The organism is Streptomyces sp., assembly GCF_050698815.1.
Lineage (GTDB): Bacteria > Actinomycetota > Actinomycetes > Streptomycetales > Streptomycetaceae > Streptomyces.
Genome location: NZ_JBOHCV010000394.1, coordinates 1 through 5,307 on the forward strand (window position 1 = coordinate 1; position 5,307 = coordinate 5,307).

The 5,307-nt window shown below is 72.1% G+C and carries 3 protein-coding genes; 1 reads left to right on the forward strand and 2 read right to left on the reverse strand.

Annotation, left to right across the window (positions count from 1 at the left end; all coding sequences use genetic code 11):
• Positions 1 to 1,895, reverse strand: a 1,895-nt coding sequence (locus tag ACRDP3_RS14485) for a HelD family protein (RefSeq protein ID WP_431517338.1), incomplete at its 3' end; no start/stop codon positions are given.
• 227 nt (positions 1,896 to 2,122) lie between these two features.
• On the opposite strand from ACRDP3_RS14485, the gene ACRDP3_RS14490 reads away from it, so the two are divergent.
• Positions 2,123 to 3,343 carry a glycosyltransferase 87 family protein gene (locus tag ACRDP3_RS14490; RefSeq protein ID WP_431517339.1) on the forward strand — a complete coding sequence of 407 codons (1,221 nt, stop codon included), beginning with the start codon at positions 2,123 to 2,125 and terminating at the stop codon, positions 3,341 to 3,343.
• Here the strand turns inward: ACRDP3_RS14490 and ACRDP3_RS14495 are convergent.
• Positions 3,277 to 4,947: a DNA repair helicase XPB gene (locus tag ACRDP3_RS14495; protein WP_431517340.1), complete on the reverse strand. Its 1,671-nt coding sequence runs from the start codon at positions 4,945 to 4,947 to the stop codon at positions 3,277 to 3,279. The two genes, ACRDP3_RS14490 and ACRDP3_RS14495, sit on opposite strands and share 67 nt — an antisense overlap.
• Between the last annotated feature and the right edge of the window lie 360 nt (positions 4,948 to 5,307).

Genomic DNA, 5,307 nt, shown 5'->3' on the forward strand with positions numbered 1-5,307 from the left:
AGGACGACGTAGTCGTACTCCAGGCCCTTGGCGAGGGTCGCCGGGACCAGGGTGAGGCGGGCGTCGGCGCTGGTCTCCGCGCCCGGGGCGAGGCACGGCAGGCCCGCCGCGTCCAGGGCACGGGCGAGTGCCGGTACGCGCGCGTCCGCGGCGATGAGGCCGATGGAGCCCTCGCGCAGCAGCGCCTCGCGGCAGGCGCCGACGACCTCCGCCGTCAACTCGTCCGGCGTGCACGCCCGTACGGTGAAGTCCCCCGGCGACTCCCGGATCGAGGTCGCCTCCGTCAGCTCCGGGGCGATCTCGGGCAGCAGCCTGGACGCGTAGGCGATCACTTGGCGCGGCACCCGGAAGCCGACCGTCAACTCCTCGAGAGCCGCGTCCGGTTTGCCCAGGTGCCGCAGTGCCTCCTGCCAACTCGCCGTCGCCCACGGCGTCGTGCCCTGCGCGAGGTCGCCGAGTACCGTCACCGAACCCGTCGAGCAGCGGCGGCCGACGGCCCGGTACTGCATGGGGGAGAGGTCCTGGGCCTCGTCGAGGACCACATGGCCCAGCGAGGCCGTACGGCTGATCAGGTCGGCCGCCTCGTCGACGAGGACGGCGTCCGCAGCCGACCAAGGGGCCGACTTGACGCCACGGGCGGGCTTCGGCCACAGCACGGCCTTCTGTTCACCGGCGCTGAGGATGCCCGCGGCCTGCTCGGCGAGGAAGTCCGGCTCGGAGAGCAGTCGCAGCACCAGCCTGGCCGGGTCGACGGCGGGCCAGGCGGTCTTCACCACCGCCTTGACGGTCGCGTCGCGGGCCACCGCGTCCTGCACCCGGTCGTCGGGAGCCTCGCCCGCCTGCTCCATGCGGACCAGCACCGCGTGCGCGATCCGCTGCGGCAACGCCTCCCTGGCCGCCCCGTACCGGATGTCGCGGGTCAGCAACTCCTCGATCAGCTCCGCCAGTTCGTATGCCGGAACGCGCCATCGGCGGGAGCCCCGCACCACCACGCACGGCTCCTCGGGCACGCTGACCCCGGACCGGACCGCGCGCCGCAGCACCTCGGCCATCCGCGCGTCGCCCTTGATACGGGCCGCGGTCGCGTCGTCCGCGCCGCGCACCGGCACGTGCGCCACCAGGTCGGCGACCGTCGCCTGCCGCACCGCGACCTCGCCGAGCGCGGGCAGCACCTGCTCGATGTAGTGCAGGAAGGAGGAGTTGGGGCCGATGACGAGGGTGCCGGTGCGGGCGAGCCGTTCGCGGTGGGTGTAGAGGAGGTACGCGACCCGGTGCAGGCCGACCGCCGTCTTCCCGGTGCCGGGCGCGCCCTGCACGCACACGGAACCGGCGACCCCGGCCCGTACGATCTCGTCCTGCTCCGGCTGGATCGTCGCCACGATGTCCCGCATCGGGCCGACTCGGGGGCGCTCGATCTCGGTCTGGAGGAGCAGGGACGTCCCCTCCGCCTCGTCCGGGTCGGTGAGGTGCTCGTCCTCGTACGCGGTCAGCTCCCCGCCCGCGTAGCCGAACCGGCGGCGCAGCGCCACGTCCTGCGGGTCCTTCTTCGACGCCCGGTAGAAGGGCTGGGAGACCGGGGCCCGCCAGTCGACGACCATCGGGTCGCCGTCGGTGTCGTGCACGTGGCGGCGGCCGATGTAGAAGGGCATGCCAGCGCCGCCGTCCCGGTGCGGGAGGTAGTCGAGGCGGCCGAAGAAGAGCGGGGTGTGGAGGAGGTCGGCGAGGGAGGTGATGCGGGCGTCGAGCTCGGACCGCAGTACCGCGGCGTTGACCCAGTTGGCCGCGACGTCGGCGATGTCGAGCGCTTCGGTGTCCTCGCGCATGGCGCGCAGCGCGGCACGGGACGCGGCGAGATGGGCCCGCTCGGTGTCGAGGGGCAGGGCAGGGGCGGACATGGTGGTGCCTCCGGGGGCGAACGATGCGTGACGCGATGCGGTGACGCGATGCGCTGACGCGATGCGCGAAGAGAGCACCGACCGGTTTCCGAGCGGTCGGGGGTCCTCCCCGGTCCGGGAGGCGGCAAGACGCGGAATCCTAGTGAGGCACGCGGCGGCGGCGCCAACGGATTTCCCGTGCAGGTCGCAGCACGGAACGTTTCCCCGCGTCGGATAGCGTCACCCGCGTGACAGGGCTGGACGCGGACCGCCACTCCCGAACGGAGTTGCGGGCCGCCGTCGCGCTGTTCGCCCTCTCCTTCACCGCCTTGGCGCTGCTGTGCGCCGCCCAGCGCTTCCCCATGGCCGACGTGCTGGTCTACCGCGCCGAAGGCGAAGCGGTCGTCAGCGGCGCCGATCTCTACGGCTTCACCGTCACCGGATGGCGGTTGCCGGCCACCTATCCGCCCTTCGCGGCGCTGCTGTTCGTACCGGCCGGCTGGCTGTCGCTGACCGCCACCAAGGTCGCCTTCGTCGTCGGCAACACGGCGCTGCTCGCCCTCCTCGTCCAGCTCTCGCTGCGCCTCGCCGCTCCGGCACGAGCGCCGTGGCACGGGCGAGGGCTGCCCGTGGTGCTCGCTGCGACGGCCGCCGGCCTGTGGCTCGAACCGGTCTTCCAGACAGTCGTCTTCGGGCAGATCAACCTGCTGCTCGTCTGCCTCGTGCTGTGGGACCTGGGACGGCCCGGCAATGCGCGCGGCAAGGGTCTGGCCATCGGCGTCGCGGCAGGCATCAAGCTCACTCCCGCGATCTTCGCCGTCTATCTGCTGCTGACCGGACGCGTACGGGCGGGGCTCACGGCACTGGCGGGCTTCGCCGGAACGGTCACGCTGGGCGTGCTCGTACTGCCCACCGCCAGCGTGGAGTTCTGGACCCGGCGGATCTTCGAGACGGGCCGGGTCGGGAAGGCGTGGATCGTCGACAACCAGTCACTGCAGGGGCTGGCCGCGCGCCTCGCGCACACCCCCGAGCCGGGCGTGCTGTGGCTGCTACCGGCCGCCCTCGTCTCGGTGGCCGGGCTGGCGCTGGCCCGGCGGGTGTACCTGCGGCAGGGGATGGACGGCTGGGGCGCGGTGGTCACCGCGTTCACCGCGCTGCTCGTCTGCCCGATCAGCTGGTCGCACCACTGGGTGTGGTGCGTGCCGCTGCTCGTGCTGCTGGCGTCCGTGAGGGCCGGCCTATGGGCGGCCCTCGCCGTCGGCGTGGTCTTCACGGCGCGGAGCCTGTGGCTGGTGCCGAAGGCGGGCGGGTGGGACCTGCGGCTGGCGTGGTGGCAGCAGCCCCTCGCCTCGCCGTACCCGGTGCTGGCCCTCGCGCTGCTGGCGGCGGTGGCGGCCCGCTGCTACTCGGGTCCGGGGTCGGGCTCGGACTCGGCTGCCAGCAGGTCGTGGGAGTCGACGATGCGGTAGGCGTACCCCTGCTCCGCCAGGAAGCGCTGCCGGTGGGCGGCGAAGTCCTGGTCGATGGTGTCGCGGGCGACGACCGAGTAGAAGCGGGCCTCATGGCCGTCCGCCTTCGGGCGCAGCACCCGGCCCAGCCGCTGGGCCTCCTCCTGCCGGGAGCCGAAGGTCCCGGAGACCTGGATGGCGACGGTGGCCTCCGGCAGGTCGACGGAGAAGTTGGCGACCTTGGAGACCACCAGGCACGTCAGCTCGCCCTCGCGGAAGGCGTTGAAGAGCTTCTCGCGCTGCTTGTTGGTCGTGTCGCCCTTGATGACGGGGGCGCCGATGTGTTCGCCCAGTTCGTCCAGCTGGTCGATGTGCTGCCCGATCACCAGCGTCTGGTCCGCCTTGTGCTTGCGCACCAGCGCCTCGGTCACCCGCCGCTTGGTGTCGGTGGTCGCGCAGAACCGGTACTTCTCCTCGGTCTCGGCCGTCGCGTACGCCAGCCGCTCCGCGTCGGTGAGGCTCACCCGCACCTCCACGCAGTCGGCGGGCGCGATGTAGCCCTGCGCCTCGATCTCCTTCCACGGCGCGTCGAAGCGCTTGGGGCCGATGAGGGAGAAGACGTCCGACTCGCGCCCGTCCTCCCGTACGAGCGTCGCGGTCAGCCCGAGACGGCGACGGGCCTGGAGATCCGCCGTGAACTTGAAGACAGGCGCGGGCAGCAGATGCACCTCGTCGTAGATGACCAGACCCCAGTCGCGGGAGTCGAACAGCTCCAGGTGCGGGTAGACGCCCTTCCGCTTGGTCGTGACGACCTGGTACGTGGCGATGGTGACCGGCCGGATCTCCTTCCTCGTGCCGCTGTACTCACCGATCTCGTCCTCTGTCAGCGACGTGCGGCGCACCAGCTCGTGCTTCCACTGCCGGGCCGAGACGGTGTTGGTGACCAGGATCAGCGTGGTCGCCCGCGCCTCGGCCATGGCACCGGCCCCCACCAGCGTCTTGCCGGCGCCGCAGGGCAGCACCACGACACCGGAGCCGCCGTGCCAGAAACCCTCCACGGCCTGCCGCTGGTACGGGCGCAGCGCCCAGTCGTCCTGCTTCAGGTCGATGGCGTGCGCCTCGCCGTCCACGTAACCGGCCAGGTCCTCGGCGGGCCAGCCCAGCTTGAGCAGCACCTGTTTGATCTGGCCGCGCTCGGAGGGATGCACCACGACGGTGTCCGCGTCGATGCGTTCCCCGACCAGCGGCTGGATCTTGCGCGAGCGCAGGATCTCCTCCAGCACCGGGCGGTCGGTGCTCTCCAGTACCAGGCCGTGGGTGGGGTGCTTGAGCAGGCGCAGCCGCCCGTAGCGGGCCATCGTCTCCGCGACGTCGACGAGCAGGGCGTGCGGTACGGGGTAGCGGGCGTAGGCCACGAGCGCGTCGACGACCTGCTCGGCGTCGTGGCCGGCGGCGCGGGCGTTCCACAGGCCGAGGGGGGTGAGCCGGTAGGTGTGGATGTGCTCGGGAGCGCGCTCCAGCTCGGCGAAGGGGGCGATGGCGCGGCGGCACGCGTCCGCCTGCTCATGGTCGACCTCCAGGAGCAGGGTCTTGTCGCTTTGCACGATCAGGGGGCCACCGTTCACGCGTGCTTCCTCCGTCTCGCGAGGGGGCTGGAGAGGCCGGACCGGCTGCCGTGCCGGCACACAGGCCAAACGTCCAGTGTGCCGCATGGGCGACGGACGTGCGGTGCGCGCGCTGCTTGGGGCCTTGACGCCCCTATATGGTTATACGGTCGGATACAGCGGGTGGCGGTCCACGCACGATGCGTGGTCGCACCCGGGAAGCGAGCGCGCTGACCGACACGACGAAGGAGAGCGACCGGGATGGCGACGAAACTTGCGGTAACGGGGCACAGGGAGCTGTCCGAGGAGTCGGTGCCGCTGGTACGCGCCGAGCTGGAGCGGCTGCTGCGCCCGTTCGAACTGTCCGGGCTGGTGGGCCTG